2 pseudogenes are annotated in these 848 nt (G+C 65.4%); both read right to left on the minus strand.

Annotated features, from left to right (window positions below):
• Nucleotides 1-589: pseudogene (locus CU103_RS30955) on the minus strand (AraC family transcriptional regulator); the annotation flags it as partial.
• Nucleotides 586-848 (minus strand): annotated as a pseudogene (locus CU103_RS30960) (hypothetical protein); the annotation flags it as partial. The pseudogenes CU103_RS30960 and CU103_RS30955, both read right to left, overlap by 4 nt.

The following is an 848-nucleotide window of genomic DNA, read 5'->3' on the forward strand; positions in this document are numbered from 1 at the left end:
CAATCACCCGGTTAAGGTTCGTGGCGGCGAGCCCGCCTTTGCGCACGGGGGGCGGATATTTCTGCTTGCGCATCAGCTGGGTGAAGATTGTGGCGGTATAGCTCTCGACAAGCATGGTGCTGAGCGGATTGCGGTCCCGAATCTCTGCGCCGATCCCGCGGGCCGCGTTCATGATGATGGCATCCTCGAATCCCAGATCGGGCGAGAGCGACGGCAGCGCGCCGGGCGGCACCCGGGCAAGAAGCTCTGCCACCTGCGCCGGTTGCACCAGGATTGACAGGTAGGCAGCCGTCGAGGCGCCAGCTTCCCAGCCCCGCCAGCTGCATCCGGCGGGAACAAACAGGATCGCCCCGGGCTTTCGCGGGACAAACCCGGCGTTCCTGCCATCGATGAAGTATTGGCCACGCTCGGAGTTGCCCTGCACATTGAGCAGAACAAGGTGCTGGCTGGAGGTGATTGCCGTCTCCTCTTTGGCAAGCCCGCTCCGCCGGACAAGATCGGCCTCGACGCGGTGCCACGACCTCCGGTCATGGGAGGTTGTCCGGCAGTCACCGACCTTGAAGGCAGGCTGCGGCGCGGGCTTCGTCATGCCCGGCTCCGCTCCGCATCATCCGATGCCAAAACTGTTTGAAACGCCCGCTGCGGGTCCGGTGCGCCGCCGTGCCCCTTTTCTGTCTTCGGCCGCTGGCATCCCTCGTCGCCCTTCAGCGCCGACAATTCTTCGCCCAAAGCCGCGATGAGGGCGGATACGCGGCGGCGCGTGCGAGGATGCAGCCGCATCACCCCTTCAATCAGCCGGCGCCCCTCACTGCTTGCCAGGAATGTGATCCGCTCGTCGACGGGGAGAG

Origin of the sequence: Phyllobacterium sophorae, assembly GCF_003010965.1 — a bacterium.
Lineage (GTDB): Bacteria > Pseudomonadota > Alphaproteobacteria > Rhizobiales > Rhizobiaceae > Phyllobacterium > Phyllobacterium sophorae.